This is a genomic window from Paenibacillus vortex V453, from assembly GCF_000193415.1.
Lineage (GTDB): Bacteria > Bacillota > Bacilli > Paenibacillales > Paenibacillaceae > Paenibacillus_AQ > Paenibacillus_AQ glucanolyticus.
The window spans coordinates 236,596-256,523 of sequence record NZ_ADHJ01000014.1 but is presented as its reverse complement, the minus strand read 5'-3'; the positions used below and the strand labels follow the sequence as shown (position 1 = coordinate 256,523).

The window sequence follows — 19,928 nt, the reverse complement described above, 5'->3', positions numbered from 1 at the left end:
GCTTCCATTACACGATTGACCTTCCTCCCCTCACACTGTGTAAGGATATATTCAAGAGCATCGGCCCACGGAATGGGATGGCTCCTCTTCTGCACTATAATGGATTCGATTTATATATAAAAAAAAGCCTGGCCCTTAGGCCAAGCTTATCATCATTATGCTATCCGTGCTACGAGATTTTGAAGGCCGATACCGTATGATTCAGCTCTTCCGCGAGCTCGGCAAGCGACTGCGCGGTTGCAGCCGATTCCTCACTCGTAGCCGCCGTTTCCTCTGTGGACGAGGATATCGTTTCGATGGCAGTTGCCACTTCGGCGGCCTGTGCGGCCTGCTCTTCGCTGGCAGCTGCAATGTCCATCACTTTGCCGGCCGACTCATTCACCATACTTGTAATGTGGGCAAAGGCCTCCCCGGCTTTTTCCGTGTAGACGACGCCATGCTGAACCGCCTCCACGCTATCGGCCGTATTCTTCTGCATGCCCTTGATAATGTCGGCAATCTGCTTCGTGGCTCCTCCGCTTCGTTCCGCTAATTTGCGTACTTCATCCGCCACCACAGCGAAACCTCTCCCTTGATCCCCGGCACGTGCAGCCTCAATCGTGGCGTTGAGGGCCAGCAGGTTGGTCTGCTTGGCTATATCGTCGATCACTTCGATAATCTCGCCAATGCGCTGGGAGTCTGCTTCAAGCCTGGTGACATGCTCCCGCACCCGATTCATGCCTTCAACGGATTGCTGAACGATCCCGCTGCCTTCCGACGCAATTCCGGAAGTCTGGTTGACAAGCTCTGATGCAGCCGAAGCATCGCTTGCAACCGAGTTGATTGCATTCGACCATTCCTGGAACAATTCGCTGACCGTTTGCACGGATTCCGCCTGATTGCTGCTCCCGACCGCCAGCTCCTCCGCTCCGGCAGACAGCTGCTGGGAAGCAGCAGCTACGGACGCCGCATTCATATTCACTTTGCCGATCATTTCCTTCATACTCTCCAGCAGCTGGGCGAACACTCGGGACAATGTACCAATCTCATCCGATCTCCGAAGATACGCTGCAGGAACCTTCTGCGTAAAATCTCCCTTGGACATGAACTCGCCAATCGCAACGGATGCACCTAAAGGCTTCACGATGGAACTCGTTAACAGAATCACTACAGCCCCCATAGCCAACAAGGTGACCACGCCTGCCACTATAACAGACCGGGTCATGGCCTCTGAGTTCGCCGTAATCTCCTTCATCGGAATAATAATGGCGGCTGACCATGGCGTTTCTGTCAATCCGGTCTTAATTGGCGTGTACAGCTTGTACAGATCAGGATCCTCCTCCACGTATACCTTGCCTTCCCGGATCGCATCCAGTATGAGCGGCACCGTCTCGCCAGGATAGGCTTTCCCCATCGTTTGTCCCATCAGACCGTCTTCAGGTGATGTCACGATAACGCCGGTGTTTGAATAAATATGTGCATACCCCGTATCAAACAGTTTGAACTGCTCCATAACACTCTGCAGATGTGCCAAGGAGATATCGACTCCGACCACACCAACCGTCTTTCCGTTATCGATAATGGGAACAACAAGCGATGTCATCATGACGTCTTCGTTGCCTACCTTAAAGACATACGGATCCATGATGATTTCTTTTCCGCTATTTTTGGCAAGAAGATAGAAGTCCCCCTCCCCTTCCTGCTCGTAATCTTCGATAGGTGTGTGCTCGAGCCCCGAATCCGTTCTTGCCCAGTATGACATCAACCGTCCGGAGTAATCACTGCCGAGCTTGTTTATATAATCAGCGTCCTGTCCATCAAAGGCATCCGGCTCCCATAAAGTCCAGAGCCCTTTCCAGGAAGGATTGGCTTCCAGGTTTCTTCTTAATATTTCGTTAACGGCTGCCCGATTCGTGGTATCCGTCTCTTTCATGCCAACTAAGCTTACAGCCAAGGTACGTGCCGAATTCATAACGTCATCCAGTTCCGCTTGAACGAGGGTGCCGATCTTCTCACTTGTTGTCATTGCCAGCGTCCTCGCTGAATCCAGAGCCTCTTCCTTCGTTGTGATACTGATGTAGGTCATCATGCTTGCCAAAAAAATGGTGATTGACCCCAAAATAACAACTAACATGCGAGTCCGGAGTTTCATCGCAAACAGAGATTTAAGAAATTTCCATGATTTCATGTTGAGTCACCCTCGCTTCTTCCTGCTGTTAAATTCATTCCACTCTTCTTCAAGCTGCGACTAGAATCTCCTCCAATCTCTTCCGGTAGACAAGAGGTCGTCAACATCATAATCAAATAGGTCCTTTGTCATGCCGCAAGCATCCACCTCTCCTACTTATAGACTACGTTCATCCAGTACAATAAGCATATACACTTGCATACCGTTCGTAACCGAAATTCTATTGCGTGATCGCGCAAGAATTTTGCGGGCCAACTTGCGGTTCTTGTCGAAAAACAAAGAATTGACGTCCCTTCATTCGGAGGACGCTTGCGAAATATGGCTTGCCTAAGAAAATCTCTATCCCATTTGGACAAAATCGGAATCTGACAGAATTCCCATTTGCTTGGCCTTGAGAGCAGCCTCAATGCGCGACTTCACATTCAACTTCTGAAACAGATTGGTTAAACAATACTCCAGCGAGCGCTGGCTCATGATCACCGTTCCCGCAATCTCTTTGTTGCTCTTCCCCCTGGCAATCTCCTTCAGAATGCTATATTCTTTATCCGTTATAGACTGAGCTTCTGTCCCCCCCGATGTCCGTTCAGAACCATTGGCAGTAACCCGCCGAAGCTGCTTCACGAGTGTCAGCGGCAGCACCACCTCTCCACGCAGTGCACACCGAACGGCCGTGACCAGCTGCTCTTTCCCCGAAGTCTTCGAGACGAAACCAGCCATACCGGCCTCCATGATCAAGTTATAATGATTGCTGACTTCAAAGCCTGTATAGATCAGCATCACCGCATCCGGAACGATCTGGAGAATCTGCTTGGCTAGATCGATTCCGTTCATGCCCGGCATATGCATATCAATCAGCATCACATCAAAATGCACCATTCTCACCAGCTCCAGCGCCCGCTCCGGCGTATTAGCCAGCTTCACAAACATATCCTTCTCCTGCTCAAGCAGCACCTTGGTCCCCTCCATCACCGAGGGATGGTCATCCACTAATAAAATTTCAATCATCGTTTTCCATGACTCCTTCAATCTGGTATTCTTGCTTAACATGGATGAACCGCCGGGATGTTTAACCGCTGTGCTTCGGTTTCTCGCCGTTTGCTGCGGTCTCTTGCGATTTCATTTGGCGGACCCTCATTTTGCCGTTATCTGGATGTAAACAGCCAACCCCCCGCTGTCCGACGATTCGAATTGGATTTTACCGTTCATGCTCCTCACCCGTTCCTTCATGCCGCCGATCCCCATATTGTTGAATTGATTGGGCTTCTGGGTCCGGTCGATTCCAATTCCGTTATCTTCATAACTAAGGCTGACCTCATCCGACTGGGTGGACAAAGTGAGTTTCACCTCGGTTGCATTGGAATGCTTGGTGGCATTCGCAAGCAGCTCCTGTACGATTCTGTACAGTCCGATTAAATGGTCATCGCTAATATCATCATCGAAGTTCGAACAGTCGAACTGTATGGAATAATTCGTACGAAGCTGCGTGAACTCAAATAAAGCTTCCAAGGAGCGCTCAAGTCCCTCTTCCTTAAGCAGCGGAGGGCGAAGCTCATTGCACGTGATTCGAATCTGATAAATCACGTCCAGAAGTCCCTCCTCGATCTCCTCCAGCTGCCGCCGCAGCCCTTCCGGCAGTTCATGATCCGATACAATCTGATTTAATTTCCTGTACCATATAATCTGCTCCTGGAGCGCCGCATCATGAAGATCCTGGGACAGTCGCTTGCGCTCATTCTCGGACAAATGCAGCATGAGCCTCAGCAGCCAAAGGGGCATAATCTGCTGCGAGGAACCCAGCTTGTCCAGCTCCCTTGTCAAATCCTCGATGACGCGGAAGTTATCATACAGGACGCTGGCATACCGGGAAATGGTCTCCAGCCATATTTTCTTGGCCTGAATCATTAACAGCGGGACTTCTCCCCCGATGCAGACCATGCTGGTATCTCCGTTCATTTCACCAATCTTGACAAAATATCCGTCACACATCTCAAACAGTTTGCAGAGAGGAATATGCTCAGGACCACAATTATGGATTGCTGTAAGAACCCCTGGAGGCAGCACTTTACAGCCGCCTTGTATCTTGATGTGCAGGCTGTGGTGATTGATCTGAATGAGGCTCACCCGATCAGTCTCCAGCACTTCCTGGATTTCCTGTACGATACGGGCATTCAATTCGCTGATTTTAACCATGCCGAAGAGGTCGGAGGAGAATCGGTCCAGGCTCATCTGCAGCCGGAAATACCGGTCCTCGCTCTCTCGGACAAGCCGCTCTGCCGCGATCCGCTCCCGCTCGGCCTTCTTCTTTTCTGTAATATCCCGAATAATGGTGAGTGCTGTATTATGGCCTATATAAGGAATTCGAGTTGTGACTGCCTCAATATCAATAATCGTCCCATCCAGCCGGACCAGCTTATTCTCAGTGAGCTGGGAGGTCATCCCGCTTTCGTACACATGTTCAACCTCGGAAATAACGAACTCAATCTGGTCAGTAGGAATAACATCCAGAAAAGAGGTCCCGTCCAATTGCGCGACATCGGTTATCCCTAATAAGTCGAAGCCTGCAGGATTCGCATAAATATAAGCAAAATCCGAGTGCAGGAACATCGCAACCGGTGCAATATCCAGGATATGGCGGTTGATACGATCACTCTCCATCAAGGCTCGCTCCGCTGACTTGCGGGCCGTAATATCCTCGAAGAAAATCTCGATCGTGGTCGATTCCGCATCATACAGTGCCGTTGTCACCACATCGACCCTTTCCCCGTCAACCCGTCTTAAAGACAATTCCTCCGGGAAAACATGGCCTTTGCGGATCAGCTCCGCATGCCGTTTACGTGCCCATTCCTCATAAGAATTCAGCACCCATTCCCAGGGATCGGTACCCAGGATATCCTCAGGACCTGCCGCACCCAGGATTCGGAGTCCCGCCGGATTTACGTACATGAGCTTGCGTTCCTTGCACACCGCGATGGCTATAGGCGACATCTCCACGAGCCTGCGATACCGGTTCATGCTTTCTTTGAGTGCTATCTCCATCTTCTTGCATTCGGTAATATCATACAGCGCCTCTTCCATGCGAAAGCGTGAAGTAATATCAATCGCAATGCCATCCACCCGTGCTGTCTGCCTGCTTTCGTTCATCGTTGGAATCATTTTCACCTGGACCCAGCGAATATCCCCTTCCGCATGAATAATCCGGTATTCCGTATGAACAGCCTCGCCATGCCGAAGCTTGTGTACTAAAGATTGAAACAGCGGCATATCCTCCGGATGGATCATCGTTTCCCAGGTTAGCCCATCCGCGAAATCACTCCGTGAATAGCCTGTGATCTTTTGAAAGGCCAATGAAGTATTCATGATACTCCTTGTGCCGATATCGTATGACCAAATACCTACATCCAGCGTAAGCAGCATTTCGTCAAGCATATGAAATCTGCCTTCGGCAAGGTCCAATGACTGACGGCTTAACCTGCGCGGATAACGGTATCTATATAAGAACATCGTGAAGGTGGTCGTTAAGATGACCAGGATTAGCGTTGCAGTTCCAAGGAAGTAGTTACACATGCTGCTCTATTGTCCCCTTATGAAGTAAACTCACCGGTCGTTAGACGAGCGGTGCACCCCGAGTTGCCGCTGCCGCTGAACCTAAGGTTCAATTGCAGCCTTATCCTTTATCGGCAAATCCTTTGCGAAACCAAAGATCCAGCAGACAGAAATTAAATATAAAAAAAACCGGTGTCGCATTCGCGAAAATAAGCGAAGCGCCCAGGCTGTCAAGGGGTATCCTGGGCACAAATAAATGCCCCAAGCGGCTATCCGCTCAGGGCATTTCAGCAGGATATCCATCCTGTTGCTCCTCATGCCAGATCCCATTCGGAATGGATCTTGGGCACATCTGAAATAAGCTGCTGGGTATAAGGATGCTGCGGATTTAAGATGACCTCTTCCGCCGGTCCCCGCTCCACCACTTTCCCATGTTCCATGATGTACAGCGTATCGCTCACATAATAAGCCAGCCCTACGTCATGGGTAATGAAAATAATCGTCATATTGTTCTCATCCCGCAGTTTCAGGAGCATATCGAGAATCGTGGAGCGCGAGCATGCATCCACCATGGAGGTCGGCTCATCCGCAATCAGCAGCTTCGGATGAAGCATGAAGATGCGGGCGATCATCAGACGCTGCATCTGTCCGCCGGACAATTCGAACGGATACTTGTTATGCAGTTCCTCGAACTTCAGATTCACGAAGGAGCAGGCTTCCTTCATCTTGCGAAGCTGCTCCTCTTTTGTCAGATTGACACCCTGCAGCTTGATGCAATCGAGCAGCAGCTTTTCAACTTTGTAGAACAGATTAAACGAGGAGAACGGATCCTGAAAAATCGCCTGGATATTTTTCCAATATCGCTTGCGGTCTCCATGCCGCTTCAACTGCCTCGGCTTGCCCATATACTCAATTGAGCCGCTGCTCTCCTTCAGCAAGCCCATGATCATTTTGGCCAGCGTCGTTTTACCGCTTCCGCTCTCGCCGACAATGGATATGATTTCACCTTCGTGAAAGGCAAAGCTGACATCCTCCACGGCGGTTGTCTTCTGTTTCCCATAACCGAACACCTTCGTCAGATGCTCTCCCCGAATCAGTACATCATTCTGCTTCATTTGCATACCACTCCTTAAGCACTTCAGGCTCCACGATGCATCGATAGATGCGATCCCCCGCGGTTTGGCTCTCGATTTTCCCTTTCCGGCACGTTTCCTGGACATAGGAACAGCGGTCTGCAAACCGGCAGCCTTCCGGCACGTTCTTCAGATTGGGCGGCGTTCCCGGGATCGCGGCAAGCTTATGGCCCTTCATGCCTTCCTCCGGCACGATGATGGAGCCCATCAGCTTCTTGGTATAGGGATGGATCGGATCGAAGATCATCTGCTCTGCGGTTCCGCGCTCCACAATCTCTCCTGCGTACATAACAATGATGTCATCCGTGACATGATAGAGCAGCGGCAGCTCGTGTGTAATAAAGACAAGCGACTGAATAAAGCCTCGGTCCAGCAGGCTTTTCAGCAGCTTGATGACCGCTTTCTGCGAGGTTACATCCAGAGCCGAGGTCGGCTCATCCGCAATCAGCACTTTCGGATTCAGAATGGTGGAGATAGCAATGACCGTCCGCTGTTTCATACCGCCTGACAGTTCGTTCGGGTAGGAGTGGAGCACCTTGGGGGACAAGTTCAAGGTTTCGAACCGTTCTGCCGCCATGTCCCACACCTGTTTCTTGTTCAGCTCGGGTCGGTGCTCCTTCATAATATCCTCGATAAAATGTATGATTTTGAGTGTAGGATTCAAGGCATTCATAGCTGCCTGCGGAATGTACGATATCTCTCTTCCCGATACCTGGGCACGAAGCTGCTCTTTGCCAAGCTTCATGATATCCGTGCCGTTAATAACGATCGAGCCGCTGCCGAAATGCAGTGGTGGAAAATAAAATCCCATCAGGCTAAGCGCAAGCGTCGATTTGCCGCAGCCGGATTCCCCGGCGATGCCGAGTCGTTTTCCCCTTCTCAAGCGAAAAACTCACGCCGTCTACAGCATATACATGTTCCTTCAGCCGGGTTCGGTAATATGTCTTCAGTCCATGAACTTCCAGTATATTTGTGCTCAAAACACCCATCAGCTCCTAATCTTCGGATTGAAAATTTCATCCATGCCGGTGTTCATCATGTACAAGGAGAAGGTAATGATTGCAATGGAGATCGCTGCCGGGATGAATGCCCACCAAGCACCGGCAACCGGTGCTTCAAACACGAGCGCCCAGTTCATGATGATGCCGAGGGAGATCGTGTTGTACGGCCCCAGCCCGAGCATCGAGATGGAGGCTTCGGAGAGAATGCCCGATGCCGTCTGCAGCACGAAGGCCATAACCACATAGGAAGCGATGTACGGCAAAATTTCCGAGAGAATAATTCGCGGCGTGCTGTATCCGGAGATTTTGGCAATATTGACATGATCCCGGTTTCGCAATGAGGAGGTTTGTGCCCGCACGGCTCTGGCCGTCCATGGCCAGCTGGTAATTCCAATGATGACCGCCGTGACAAACGAGCTGCGCGAATCGATGCTGACCGAAATCAGAATCAGAATGACAAAGGAAGGAATGACGATAAAGATGTTTGTGATCGCAGTTAGCAGGTTGTCAATCATCCCCCCGATATAACCTGAAGCAAGACCGATGACAAGTCCGATCACGGTAGCGAATACACCGGCAATCAGTCCAACCTGCAAGGAGGTTCGGATGCCATAGATCAGTTCGAGAAATAAATCCCTGCCGAAATTATCCGAGCCCAGCAGCAGCTTTGAATCCGGAGGCTGATAGGCAAGCGCGATCATCTCCAGCGGGTCATTGCGGTTAAACAACGGATAGATCAGAACCAGACCGATCATGGCCAGCAGCATGCAGGCTCCGAACATAAACTTTGGCGATTTGATCAATATGCGAAATGAACTGTTCATATTATTGATCCTCCATCTGAGCGGCCTTAATTCTTGGATCAATCCAGCCGTAGATTAAGTCAATCGTAAAGTTAGCGAGCAGCACTGCCAGGGCAATCAGTAAGGTGCAGCCCGAGATTAACGGATAATCCAGCTGCCGGATCGCGGTGAACATCCAGGTTCCGATTCCCGGATAACTGAATACGATCTCGCAGATCAGCGAGCCGCCAACCATCGTACCGATGGATAATGCCAATCCCGTAATTTGGGGCAGCATGGCATTCCGGAATACATACTTTGCAATCTTGGAATCCCGGATGCCAAGCAGCTTGCTGTACAGCACATAATCGGAATTCAGCTCATAGATGGACATTTCCCGCATGCCGATGGCTTGACCGCCAATGGTAACCAGCACAATCGACAGGAACGGCAGGGTATGATGCCTCAGCACCGAAGCAAAGAACTCAAAGCTGAGTGTTGGCACCATCTGATAATCATAGCCCCCGTGAAGAGGAAACCAGTTCAAAGACAAGGCAAACACATACAGCATAATGATTGCCAGCGTAAAGAACGGAATGGAATTCACAAACAAGGCAACCGGAAATATGACTTTATCGAATACCCCTTTGCGGTATGCCGCCACGGCACCGAGCACGTTGCCGATCAGCCAGCCGACCAGGATCGCCGGAAGCTGGAGTCCGATCGTCCATGGAACCGCCGAGGCCAGAATTTCCGTTACCGGCTTCGGATAAAGTCCGAATGAAGTGCCGAGATTACCCGTCACCAGGTTCTTCAAATAGATCAGGAACTGCTCGCCAAGAGGCTTGTCGATTCCGAACTCGACGAGAAACGTCTCGTACACCCGTTTGATGGTATCGCTGTCGGTCATACCCTGCGTCATCTCGGAGACAATCATGCTGACCGGGTTGCCCTCAATCATCCGGGGCAGCAGAAAATTCAAAGTGACCGCGATCACCAGCGTTAGAAAATACCAGAAAAACTTCTTGACGATATATTTTCCGTAAACACTCAAGCAGCTCACCCCCAGGAATCACACACCTGAATTTGGAAAAGAGACCTATATCAGGGGTCGTAAATCCGCTAATATAGGTCTTTGATCATTAATTTATAAAATCAATTATGGATTTGGTACAGTGACCTGATGCCGGCTCCATCCATTGAGATTTGAGGCGGGATGTTGCTGCCGTCCCCTTCGGTAGGGAAGCCCTTCCAGACCGACTCGTTGACCGTATCAAACACCCACGGACGATACATGAGGGGGATTGAAGGAATATCCTTCAGCCAGATTTGAGTCAGCTCGGTGTAGAGCGCTTTCAATTCAGTTTCATCGGAAATCGTTGGAATCTTCTCAATGATGGCATCTGCTTGATCGTTCTTATAGCGGCCCCAGTTAGTAGAACGCCATCTCGCCCATAGGGGCAACGCCCTTGGAATACATGATGGTCATGGCACGGTTCCATGGCTGGCTCGGGCTGACTCCGCCGGCAGGCGTGTTCATGATAATATCGAATTTGCCTGTCTGTAAATCATTGGTCCACACCGGTGCCTCTGGGAATTTGGTTCGAATTTCGATGCCGATGGCCTTGGCGTTCTGTGCAACGATCTCAAGCGACGCATTCCAATCGGACCAGCCGTACGGGCATTCGATTTCATAAGGACCCAGACGCGTTCCGTTCAGCACCCGGATACCGTCCTTGCCCTTCGCAGCGCCGATGGAATCGAGCAGTGCATTAGCTGCATCCACATCCGTTGTCCACTGCAGCGGTTTAATGGCTGCTTGATCCACGTACTTCGCTTCCGCATCGGTATTGAGTGTCAATGAAGGTTCCATCGGTGCCGAGTAGCCGCTGATAGCAAGCTCCGAGATTTTACTGTAATCAATCGCCATCGCAATGGCTCTTCTGACATCCGCATTGTTGAGTCCTTCCTTCGACATGTTGAAGAAAATGGACGGCATGGAGCCAGGCACGTAATATGGAGCGTCCTTGATATAGGTTTTAACAGGGGCTCCGCCTTCCCACATTTTCCATACCTGCGGAATGAACTGCTGTGATACATCGACCTGACCGCTCTTGAACGCCAGATCACCCGCTGCATTATCTTTATAAATGACATGTGAGATATATTTGGGGGCCGGCAGTTTGCCAAAGAGCGCTTGACCCCAGTAGTTATCGTCCCGTACTATCGTGATCTTCTGATCGTTGTAAAAGTACATTTTATAAGGTCCTGTTCCGACCGGGTCCTCATTTACTTCCTTGCGGATAGCAGCCAGATCATTATTGGCTTTCTTCTCAATCTCTTCCCAGATGTGTTTAGGCAGCATGGGCATAACCTCAATACTGTCGAGTACCGTCAGTTTGTTCGGATTGTCTTTATTCAGCTTGATGTTGACCGTTTGAGGTCCGTCCGCTGTTACGTCCTCAATGTAGGACCAGAAGCTGCTCCAGTTGATGTCGTACTTTTTGCCAAGCTGGTAGGTGTAGACGACATCATCTGAACTGAAGGGTTTGCCATCGCTCCATTTGGCATCCTTATTCAGATCGATCTTCAGCGTCAGGTCGTCGGTCCATTCGTACTTGGTGCCAAGCAGCGGCTCCAGCTCGCCTGTCAGCTGATTGACCATGAACAATGTCTCATAGATTAATTCCCTGGAATTCCCATAGTTGATTGGAAATGCCGGGTTTCCGCTGAGCAGGTTGAAATTCGTTGGCGCCCCCCATTGCAAACCGTTCACGTACAGCGTTTCGTTTCTTGGCGTTGCTTTTGCATCACCCTGCGGTGCTGGCTCTTCACTGCCTCCGGGGGCCTTTACTTCTTCCTTAGGCGGCGGATCTGATGCTGTCGGTGGCGTTACGCTCTGGCATCCGGCAGCAAAAAAAGACGCGACCAGCAAAAGAATGAACATGGGTCTCAAAACTGTTTTCAGCTTCACTTGTGAACCCTCCATTCATGAAAATGTGTTCGTCTCTTTAATGCTGAGTGTGTCGATTAAGGCATGGTTGTATGCAAGCGCTTTCTTGATGGATTTATATGTTCCTCATTTCAATCTGAGTACTATTAAATTTGTTGTTTTCGTTTCAATCCTCAAGGATTTTTCCAATTTGCGTCGAACATGAATGGAAATGGATAATCTAGCGGACGATTCGATTTCCAACAAAGGGGTGGGCCTGCTGCCTGTGATTAAAGACGTTTTATTGCAGCTATTGTTTGCGTTGATGCCTTTTGTCGCGTACAACATCTATTACAGAAAACTGACAGTCAACTATTCCCGCAATTTCATCATCCTCATCTGTTCGTTGTGCATGCTGCTGTCGATGACCTTTGCTTCGTCTGTTCAAAGCGGGCTGATCTTTGACGTCCGATATGTCATTATGTTCTTTGGCATATTATTCGGAGGTTTCATGACCGGGGCTATCCTGCTAATCGAATTTCTGATCTATCGGCTGCATATTGGCGGTTCCGGCATGATCGACGCCATCATTATATTGATCATTACCTTCCCGCTATCCGTTCTGCTGGCCACCCTCTACCATAAAAGCAAACATAAGTTTTGGATTGTTTTTATTGCCGGCATCAGCTTTTCACTCATCCCGCTCCTGGTGCTCTATATAACAAAACCTGATTATATCCTGAGTCATTTTATATTTAACGTCCTGGTTATGCCTGTCCATAATTCTCTGGGCATATGGCTGCTCGTTACCCTGTTTAACAAATCGGTATCCGACAAGGAACTATACCTGCAATATATCCAGAATGAGAAAGCCGAGGCCGTGAACCATGTGGCCGCATCCCTTGCCCATGAGGTTCGCAATCCGCTGACTACCGTGCTCGGGTTCCTGCAATTAATCAAGAGTGGTACGTTTCCTCAGGAAAAAACGGACCGCTTTCTCGAGATCAGCATGGAAGAAATAAGGCGCACCGAGCAAATCTTGTCTGAATATCTGTCGATCAGCAAACCTCTCGTTCCATTTCAGCAAAAACTTGAGCTCACCGCTCAGATCAGATCCGTTGTCGAACTGATGTCCTCGTATGCCAATATGAGTAATATCACACTCAGCGCCGACTACCCTGAGCTCCCCGTCTACATTTCAGGCAGTCCCGCCGAGCTCAAGCAGCTGTTGGTCAACTTTATCAAGAATGCAATTGAGGCCAGCAGAGATGTCGATAAAGGCTGCGTCAACATCCGAATCTATGAAGAAGCAGAGCAGGTCGCCATCGAAATTCAGGACAACGGGATCGGCATGAATCCTGAGCAATTGAGCCGTCTCGGTTCTATTTATTATTCCACCAAAATGAGCGGCACCGGCCTTGGGCTCACCTTCTCATACCAGGCCATCCGCGCTATGGATGGCAGTGTTTCAGTACGAAGCTCGCCAAGATCCGGAACCGTGTTCCTCATCACCCTCCCGCTTGCTGCCACAGATCCATGAGCTCGCGAAGCCGGTATAAGGGCAAAGAGAGAGGCTCCTGAACCGGAGCCTCTCTCTTTTTGCTACTCTAGCAAGCGAATTTCTTTTGCCTCAAAACTTCTATTGTTTTTGCTAATATTCAACGGCTTTTTTAGTGTAATCCGAATAAGGTCGTTCGTCTTTAGACTATCCAGCTGGATGGTCTCTCCCTGGCTGTCCTTCAATGAAGTATCTTCTGTGACACGGACTTCACAGGGATAACCCTCATCCGTGTGATTCTTCCTGTTTCGGTTTACTTCGTCAGAGCAGTCAACGGTAATCTTGTCGTCTCCCACTGAATAAATCGCAGACTCAAAAACCGATACATCCCGGGCACATCCAACAGAAAGGAGCAGCACGATCAGAGTGAATAATAGCCTCAGCTTCACGTTCCAACCTCCCTTATAATGAACCTTTATTAGAGGAAGCCTAGGAAGCACTGCACTCGATTTCCGCTAGATTATGCAAGAAGGTAACCGCAGCTTATTCTGCGCAGAGGGCATACGTGGACAGCGGCTTAATGCCATGTGTCTGCTTCGCTTCCTGGAGCAGATAGATTTCGGATTGAATCAGGGTAACCAGCTTGGACGGAGCCTTCTCTATGTCGCTCAGTTCGGACTGGTAGGATTGCAGGGTCATATCCACTTCCCAGAGCCCATCCTGGAGCTGAGGTGAATAGAAGGTTTTCTCCCGGCGCACGCTCCAGCCGGACTGCTCGGCAATCCCCTTTATCTGCCCTGGCGTAAACAGTGTTCGAACATTGGAGCTGCTGTTCTTCTTAAACACTTCATATTGGGCTTGGACCAGAACCGCCAGCAAATGCGGATATTGCTCTGGATGCGTGATTCTGGGATCCCATTCCGCAAAGCAGATCCTGCGTCCCCACGCTCTGGCTTTTTGCAATACGGCCTCCAACTGCTCTGCCGATTCGAAATACCATGAACAATGAGACAGCACAACGATATCGAAGGAATTCTCTTCGTAGTCAAGAAGCGGCGACAGTATGTCCGTTTCCAAATCAATCTGTATCCGTGAGCCCAGCGGCGATTGCGTTAACCGTTCGGAGGCGGCGCCCAGCGTCACCGGAGCTCCATAATGGGGAGGTGCTGTGTCCACACCATGCACAAAGCCGGATTCGCCCGCAAAATAAGCAAGCACCGCGGTTGTATCCCCTTGCCCGCATCCAATCTCCAGAATGCGGTCTCCTTCCCGGATTCCCCAAAACTCGGCAAGCTTCAGACGATGCTCTGTTTGGATCCGCTGGATTTCGACTCCGGCCTGATCCACAGCCATGCATTCAATAATATAATCGATTGGGTTATGAATTATAGCTCCCCCCTTGAAGATTGATCTTAGATCTCATGTAAATGTCGATAAAGCTCGGGGTATCGACTCTTCAAATTTATTATATCACCGCCTTAACGCATATTGCCCAAAATTACTAAACCTTTTTATATCTGCATTGCTTGCACACAACACCCTCCTACTCCTGCTTGCTCCTCTAGCTCACCTATAGTGTCAAAAAAACCCAAGCAGCGGGAAACCCTCCCCGCTGCTTGAGTTACGATTGCTGCATCTCATGTTATTGGAATTTCGGGAGCCAGTCTCCGTGTGCTTCAATGAGATCGTCGCACAGGCTCTTGATGTCATCAATGGACAACTCGGCAGCCGTATGCGGATCCAGCATCGCTGCATGGTAAATATGCTCCTTCTTGCCTGTTGCCGCCGCTTCCAATGTCAGCAGCTGGGTATTGATATTCGTCCGGTTCAGTGCGGCACACTGTGGAGGCAGATCTCCCACGTAGGTTGGTGTTACACCGCTGGCATCGACCAGACAAGGAACCTCTACGCAAGCTTCCTTCGGAAGATTCGTGATCAGTCCCGTGTTCATCACGTTACCTCCGATTTTGAACGGAACATTCGTTTCAATGGCTTCGAGAATATAGGATGCATATTCATGGGAACGGTGATGCGTTAGGTCCTGGTTGCTTACCAGATCCTCGCGCATCGCCTTCCAGCCCTCAATCTGATTCACGCAGCGCCGCGGATATTCATCCAGCGGAATGTTGAATCGCTCGATCAGCTCCGGATAATTGCGCTTGATGAAGTAAGGATGGTACTCCGCGTTATGCTCAGAGGATTCCGTAATGTAATAACCGAAGTTCAGCATCATTTCCAGACGAACCATATCATGATGTTTCTCTTTCTGCTTCTCGGCTGCGCGTCTTTTAATTTCAGGATACAGGTCCACGCCATCCTTCGTTACCTCAAGCAGCCATGCCATATGGTTGATACCGGCGATTTTGGCCTGTACACCTTCCGTTTCCATGCCCAGATTTCTGAACAGGTCCGGAATGCAGGCCTGCACGCTGTGGCATAGACCTACCGTTTGCACGCCGCCCAGCGTATTCATCGCATTGGTCAGCACCGCCATCGGATTCGTGTAGTTCAGGAAGAGCGCGTCCGGACAGACCTCCCGGATATCGGCTGCAAAATCCAGCATCACCGGAATGGTACGAAGATTGCGGAATATTCCGCCAATGCCCACCGTATCCGCGATGGTTTGTCTCAGACCGTACTTTTTCGGAATCTCGAAATCCGTAATCGTACAGGGATCGTACCCTCCAACCTGGATCGCGTTTACCACATATTTAGCCCCGCGCAGAGCTTCCTTGCGGTCACTGTATGATTTGACGACACAGGTGCTGCCGCTGGTTTTCTTTATGTTGTTGAGCATGTTCTCAGAGTCTTTCAAACGGACCGGATCAATGTCAAACAAAGCGAGTTCGAATCCCTGCAATGCCGGTGTTTGCATACAATCACCCAGGACGTTCTTGGCAAACACCGTACTACCTGCTCCGATAAATGTAATCTTAGACATAAATAAATGCCCTCCTTAAACTCCATAAATTGATACGCTTTCACAAGACTAACTATAAGATAATCAGTCTTTTTTGAATATGGAGCAAAACAAGGGCGATATGGACATTTGTTGTTTCATTATGTAAGCTAGCCCTAACAGATTATCCTGCTTCAACAAATTGATTACGGTGCACGTTAAAGGAGGCGACAGCTGTATGTCCATTCTGCCAGACCATACGCTCTACACGATAGGCATGAATCCTTCACCGGGTGGCCACGATCTCAACCTCCTGTTCAGCGGTGAAGGAACGCCCGTTCCACGTCATAAAATCGGTCCCATCATTCATGATTACTGCCTCATTCATACAGTCTTAACCGGAGAAGGCGTGTTTGAATGCGCCGGGACGGTTCATCACTGCACAGCAGGCGATACCTTCGTGATCCTCCCAGGCGTTCTCTTCAGCTATGAAGCCCATGAGCGGAATCCGTGGCACTACAACTGGGTCGCTTTGCAGGAAAAAGGAACCCACATGCTGCTGGCCGACATGGGTATCACCCCGGCTAAACCGATCATCCCTTGCACGGACGAGGCCGAACTGGACGCTCTGGCATCCATGTACCGCCATATCCGTCTGGGCTTTAACCAATCAGACCAGCCCTGGCTTGAAGATCTCCAGGCATCTGGCTGGCTCAGACTGCTGCTCCATAAGCTGGCGATGTTAAATCGCGAGCACCTTCCTTCGAACTCCCGTGACGTGCCTGATATTGAACGGGGTGTAAGGCAGACCGAGCGATGGATTTCAACCCAATATCACCAGCAGCTATCCATTGATCAGATGGCCAAGACGCTTGGGTATCATCGGGCTCATCTCTCCAAAATATTTAAGCAGCAGACCGGCCTGTCCCCCATGCAATACCTCATGAAGGTACGCATGGAGAAAGCCAAATCCCTGATGAAATCCTCCTTCTCCATTCACGAGATTGCCTCTTCTGTCGGTTTCAATGATGCGCTCTATTTCTCCAAGCAGTTCCGCAGATGGACAGGCATGACCCCGAGCGAGTATAAATTCAGTCTGGAAAAGGGGGAGCGAACGAGTCAACATCAGAATCCGTAAACATCCGATGTAATCCCTGGTGATTGAACATCATCTAAATCCATGCATTTGCGAATCGGGATGGGGAAAACATCTCGCGCACCTCGGACGGCACGCAACGATTCTCGATGAAATCCGCAATAAGCTTGGCCGTCACCGGACTAAGCAGAATTCCGTTGCGGTAATGCCCCGCGGCCATTAATACCCGCTCTGCACCTTCCACGGGGCCTATGAGCGGATAACCATCCTGGGTGGCAGGCCGAAGCCCCGCCCAGCTGTGAAACGGGAGTTGGCCTTCCAGAAACGGAAGCACCTTGTTGTTCCAGTTTCGGAGCCGTTCGATTCCCCTTTCCGTGACCGATGTATCGTATCCGGCAACATCTTCGGAGGCACCACACACCATCGTGCCATTCGCCTTGGCAACCAAATAACCTTGGTTAAAAAAGACCATATGCTTTACAGGCGGCTGCGTTTCCGTTCTGTAGGCGCAAATCTGCCCCCGAATGGGATAAACCGGAATCGGGAGGCCCAACTGCTCCGACAGCTCCTGCGCCCAGGCACCCGTGCTTGCGACCAGCCGATCTCCATAAAAGACAGTGCTGTCCGCCGCCGACACGGCGATATGGCGGTCCCACTCCACAAGTCGTATGCTTCCGAGTTCTTCCTTAATGAGCACTCCCGATATCCGGCAGGCCTGCTCCAATGCTCTGATGAAATCGGGAGCGTATATGTGGCTTTCCTCCGGCGTATATAATGCGGCAAGCACGTCACGCGACAATGCCGGCTCCATCCGGAACAGCTCGGCTCCGCTTACGATCTCGCCGGATGATCCATATTGGCGCTGCCATAACCGGCGCCCTTCAAGGGACAGCAGGTCTGCGGCATGATAGGCAATGTGCAAGCTGCCCGTATTCGCATATTCGAAATGCACGCCGGATATGGATCTGATCTGCTCTTGCCACTCCGGATATAACAGCAAACTAAACTGACATAATCTAAAAAATGCGTCGGGGCCTTCTGTATTTTCCGAGAAGGGGGCAAGCATGCCTGCCGCCGCTCCCGAGGCTTGTCCGCCGCAGCGCCTCGCCTCCAAAACGGTAACATTAAAGCCCCTCATTCGAAGCTCGTATGCGCAGGATAAACCAATGATTCCGCCGCCTATAATGATAATGTTCTGACTCATCTCTACCTCAGTTCTGTTTGAATCAACCTTTACTTTAGTATGAATTCGTCAAAGCCGCTGCTCGCTGAAGCATACTGCTTCCTGGCGATTCTGCCAGCCAGGTAAGATTGTCTTCCCGCTTGAATAGCCAGCTTCATTGCTGTTGCCATCATGACGGGATCCCTCGCTTTTGCCACAGGTGTATTCATTAACACGCCGCTGACACCCAGTTCCATCGCTTGGGCCACATCACTTGCTGAACCGAGGCCGGCATCAACGATGATCGGCACATGGGCCTCTTCAACGATAAGCCCCAGGTTATAGGCATTCAGGATGCCAAGACCGGTACCGATCGGAGCAGCGCCGGGCATGACCGCAGCCGCTCCTGCTTCCTCAAGCCGCTTGCATATCACCGGGTCATCCGAAGTGTAGGGAAGGACGGTGAAACCTTCTTTGACCAAAATTTCCGTTGCTTTGAGCGTTTCGATCGGGTCCGGCATGAGTGTACGTTCATTGGCGCTGATTTCTACCTTGATCCAGTCGCTCAGACCGGATGCGCGTGCCAAACGCGCAATTCGAACGGCTTCGTCGGCCGTGCTTGCCCCGGAGGTATTAGGCAAAAATATATTTTTGCCCTCTTCTACATGCTGCAGAATGGAATCGTCCGCCGAAGACTCCAGATTGATTCGCCGAATCGCAAACGTCAGCACTTCGGCTTCCGAAGCCTTGATAGCCTCCATCTGCACATAAGGATTCGGAAACAGACCCGTACCAATCAAGAATCGGGATCGCAGTTCATAATCGCCAATACGCAGTAAATCCGGCTTCATCATGCCTCAACCTCCTCCAACGAAATGAACAAGCTCAATTGACATATTCGCGGTTACCGGGGTATCCGGCCACTGCTCGGCCGTCAGCACCTTACCATCAGCTTCGGCAACAACCGGTTTGCCCAATAAACCAAAAAACTCAATAACGTCCAGAATGGTTCTTACATCGCGAAGCTCATGCTCCACGCCATTGATCCTAAGCAGCATCGCCTTACTCACCCCTCTTCGCGCTATTTTGCCTCCAGCTTGGAAATGAACGCCTCGCAGGTACCCTTTACGTTGCTGCTGCCCACAATTTCACTCACCGCGCAAATGCGCGTCGCGCCTGCCATCAGTACTTGATCCACATTGTGCAGCTTAATGCCCCCAATCGCCACAAAAGGAATTTGGATCGCATGCGCCACTTCTCTCACATACGCTTCCGTAACCGGATCCACCACATCCTCCTTGGTGGCCGTGCGGTACACCGGACCGACCCCAATGTAATCTGCGCCCTGCGACTCTGCCAGCAGCGCTTCCTCTATCGCGTGTGTGGAAATCCCGATGATTTTGGAACCGACTAGTCTTCGAGCTTCCGTGAGCGGCATATCCCCCTGCCCCAGATGAATTCCGTCGGCATCCGCTTCCAGTGCAATATCCACGTAATCATTGACGATAAAGGTTACATCATACCGAGAAGTCAGCTTGCGAAGCGCTTTGGCTTTGGCAAGCACTTCCGCTTTCGGGCTTTTTTTGTCGCGAAGCTGAATGATATCCACACCGCCGAGAATGGCTTGCTCCATCACGTCCAGCATATCCCGGCCGGGATGAAACTGTTCTCCGGTAATGGCATACAGTCGAAAATCTTTCAAAGCTTCCCCTCCT

At 50.5% G+C, this 19,928-nt stretch carries 18 protein-coding genes; 2 read left to right on the top strand and 16 right to left on the bottom strand.

Translation table 11 applies throughout. From position 1 onward, the window contains the following. Nucleotides 1-169: 169 nt before the first annotated feature. The 9 genes from PVOR_RS08010 to PVOR_RS07970 form a co-directional block, all read right to left on the bottom strand. On the bottom strand, nucleotides 170-2,167 hold the full coding sequence (locus tag PVOR_RS08010) for a methyl-accepting chemotaxis protein (RefSeq protein WP_006208644.1): 1,998 nt from the start codon (nucleotides 2,165-2,167) through the stop codon (nucleotides 170-172). A gap of 339 nt (nucleotides 2,168-2,506) precedes the next feature. Next, nucleotides 2,507-3,172 (bottom strand): response regulator, encoded by a 666-nt coding sequence (locus PVOR_RS08005; RefSeq protein ID WP_006208643.1) that lies wholly within the window; start codon nucleotides 3,170-3,172, stop codon nucleotides 2,507-2,509. A gap of 126 nt (nucleotides 3,173-3,298) precedes the next feature. After that, the gene (locus PVOR_RS08000) at nucleotides 3,299-5,731 is read right to left on the bottom strand and encodes a sensor histidine kinase (RefSeq protein WP_006208642.1); all 2,433 of its coding nucleotides are present in this window, start codon (nucleotides 5,729-5,731) and stop codon (nucleotides 3,299-3,301) included. Between the two features lie 293 nt (nucleotides 5,732-6,024). Next, nucleotides 6,025-6,825 carry an ABC transporter ATP-binding protein gene (locus PVOR_RS07990; RefSeq protein ID WP_006208640.1) on the bottom strand — a complete coding sequence of 267 codons (801 nt, stop codon included), beginning with the start codon at nucleotides 6,823-6,825 and terminating at the stop codon, nucleotides 6,025-6,027. Next, the gene (locus PVOR_RS07985) at nucleotides 6,812-7,726 is read right to left on the bottom strand and encodes an ABC transporter ATP-binding protein (RefSeq protein ID WP_006208639.1); all 915 of its coding nucleotides are present in this window, start codon (nucleotides 7,724-7,726) and stop codon (nucleotides 6,812-6,814) included. Before PVOR_RS07985 ends, PVOR_RS07990 begins: the two co-directional genes overlap by 14 nt. A 105-nt stretch (nucleotides 7,727-7,831) precedes the next feature. Then, the gene (locus PVOR_RS07980) at nucleotides 7,832-8,668 is read right to left on the bottom strand and encodes an ABC transporter permease (protein WP_006208638.1); all 837 of its coding nucleotides are present in this window, start codon (nucleotides 8,666-8,668) and stop codon (nucleotides 7,832-7,834) included. Between the two features lies 1 nt (nucleotide 8,669). Further along, nucleotides 8,670-9,680 (bottom strand): ABC transporter permease, encoded by a 1,011-nt coding sequence (locus PVOR_RS07975; protein WP_006208637.1) that lies wholly within the window; start codon nucleotides 9,678-9,680, stop codon nucleotides 8,670-8,672. Between the two features lie 101 nt (nucleotides 9,681-9,781). After that, nucleotides 9,782-10,090: a hypothetical protein gene (locus tag PVOR_RS31520; RefSeq protein WP_234972805.1), complete on the bottom strand. Its 309-nt coding sequence runs from the start codon at nucleotides 10,088-10,090 to the stop codon at nucleotides 9,782-9,784. Then, nucleotides 10,059-11,600, bottom strand: coding sequence for an ABC transporter substrate-binding protein (locus PVOR_RS07970; RefSeq protein ID WP_234972804.1), 1,542 nt, complete (start codon nucleotides 11,598-11,600; stop codon nucleotides 10,059-10,061). Before PVOR_RS07970 ends, PVOR_RS31520 begins: the two co-directional genes overlap by 32 nt. A gap of 190 nt (nucleotides 11,601-11,790) precedes the next feature. Between PVOR_RS07970 and PVOR_RS07965 the strand changes: the two genes are divergently transcribed. Then, nucleotides 11,791-13,098, top strand: coding sequence for an ATP-binding protein (locus PVOR_RS07965; RefSeq protein ID WP_006208636.1), 1,308 nt, complete (start codon nucleotides 11,791-11,793; stop codon nucleotides 13,096-13,098). 62 nt (nucleotides 13,099-13,160) lie between these two features. Here PVOR_RS07965 and PVOR_RS07960 read toward each other — a convergent pair whose 3' ends face one another. The 3 genes from PVOR_RS07960 to PVOR_RS07950 all read right to left on the bottom strand — a co-directional run bounded on the left by PVOR_RS07960 (nucleotide 13,161) and on the right by PVOR_RS07950 (nucleotide 15,997). Next, nucleotides 13,161-13,505 carry a hypothetical protein gene (locus PVOR_RS07960; RefSeq protein WP_006208635.1) on the bottom strand — a complete coding sequence of 115 codons (345 nt, stop codon included), beginning with the start codon at nucleotides 13,503-13,505 and terminating at the stop codon, nucleotides 13,161-13,163. A 94-nt stretch (nucleotides 13,506-13,599) separates the two neighbouring features. Further along, the gene (locus PVOR_RS07955; RefSeq protein ID WP_006208634.1) at nucleotides 13,600-14,409 is read right to left on the bottom strand and encodes a class I SAM-dependent methyltransferase; all 810 of its coding nucleotides are present in this window, start codon (nucleotides 14,407-14,409) and stop codon (nucleotides 13,600-13,602) included. Between the two features lie 289 nt (nucleotides 14,410-14,698). After that, complete coding sequence (locus PVOR_RS07950; RefSeq protein ID WP_006208633.1) at nucleotides 14,699-15,997, bottom strand: alpha-glucosidase/alpha-galactosidase; 1,299 nt, start codon at nucleotides 15,995-15,997, stop codon at nucleotides 14,699-14,701. Nucleotides 15,998-16,193: 196 nt separating this feature from the next. Here PVOR_RS07950 and PVOR_RS07945 point away from each other — a divergent pair, with 196 nt between their 5' ends. After that, nucleotides 16,194-17,093, top strand: coding sequence for a helix-turn-helix transcriptional regulator (locus PVOR_RS07945; RefSeq protein ID WP_006208632.1), 900 nt, complete (start codon nucleotides 16,194-16,196; stop codon nucleotides 17,091-17,093). A gap of 34 nt (nucleotides 17,094-17,127) precedes the next feature. On the opposite strand, the gene thiO is transcribed toward PVOR_RS07945, so the two are convergent. Genes thiO through thiE form a run of 4 tightly spaced genes read right to left on the bottom strand, consistent with a single transcriptional unit; the run spans nucleotide 17,128 to nucleotide 19,915 of the window. Continuing rightward, nucleotides 17,128-18,255, bottom strand: coding sequence for a glycine oxidase ThiO (gene thiO, locus PVOR_RS07940; RefSeq protein ID WP_006208631.1), 1,128 nt, complete (start codon nucleotides 18,253-18,255; stop codon nucleotides 17,128-17,130). 29 nt (nucleotides 18,256-18,284) lie between these two features. Beyond that, the gene (locus PVOR_RS07935) at nucleotides 18,285-19,064 is read right to left on the bottom strand and encodes a thiazole synthase (RefSeq protein WP_040680371.1); all 780 of its coding nucleotides are present in this window, start codon (nucleotides 19,062-19,064) and stop codon (nucleotides 18,285-18,287) included. A gap of 6 nt (nucleotides 19,065-19,070) precedes the next feature. Beyond that, on the bottom strand, nucleotides 19,071-19,271 hold the full coding sequence (gene thiS / locus PVOR_RS07930; protein ID WP_006208629.1) for a sulfur carrier protein ThiS: 201 nt from the start codon (nucleotides 19,269-19,271) through the stop codon (nucleotides 19,071-19,073). Between the two features lie 23 nt (nucleotides 19,272-19,294). Next, a complete protein-coding gene (gene thiE / locus PVOR_RS07925) occupies nucleotides 19,295-19,915 on the bottom strand; it encodes a thiamine phosphate synthase (protein WP_006208628.1) in 621 nt (206 codons plus the stop codon). Nucleotides 19,916-19,928: the final 13 nt, after the last annotated feature.